This is a genomic window from Psychromonas aquatilis (assembly GCF_038155185.1).
Taxonomy (GTDB): domain Bacteria; phylum Pseudomonadota; class Gammaproteobacteria; order Enterobacterales; family Psychromonadaceae; genus Psychromonas; species Psychromonas aquatilis.
In genome coordinates, this window is the sequence record NZ_JBAKAZ010000147.1 from 1 (window position 1) to 453 (window position 453).

General features: G+C 36.0%; 1 tRNA gene. It reads right to left on the minus strand.

Going from position 1 to position 453, the window contains the following annotated elements:
• Positions 1 to 256 precede the first annotated feature (256 nt).
• A tRNA-Gln gene (locus V6256_RS15205) sits at positions 257 to 331 on the minus strand.
• Positions 332 to 453: the final 122 nt, after the last annotated feature.

The following is a 453-nucleotide window of genomic DNA, read 5'->3' on the forward strand; positions in this document are numbered from 1 at the left end:
GAACCTCTGAATGCCGAGATCAAAACCCGGTGCCTTACCGCTTGGCGATATCCCAGTTGTTATTTTAAGAGTTTACTTCTCTTTAGTATTATGCGGAGATCCTATATTAAAACCTCGCGGTGCAATATCACATGACAATATACTATTTTTTATTTTAAGAGTTTACTTCTCTTTATATTTTATAATTAAATAAAACATAATTTCAAGTTTAACCTTCTTCAAGGATTCTAATTCGTTAAAAACGTATTAGAGAATTTGGCTGGGATAAGAGGATTTGAACCTCTGAATGCCGAGATCAAAACCCGGTGCCTTACCGCTTGGCGATATCCCAATTATTGATTTTTAAGAGTTGAACTTCTCTGATTGGATTCTTTATTAAATAAAGAATGGTGCGGAAGGAGAGACTTGAACTCTCACACCTTGCGATACTAGAACCTAAATCTAGCGCGTCTA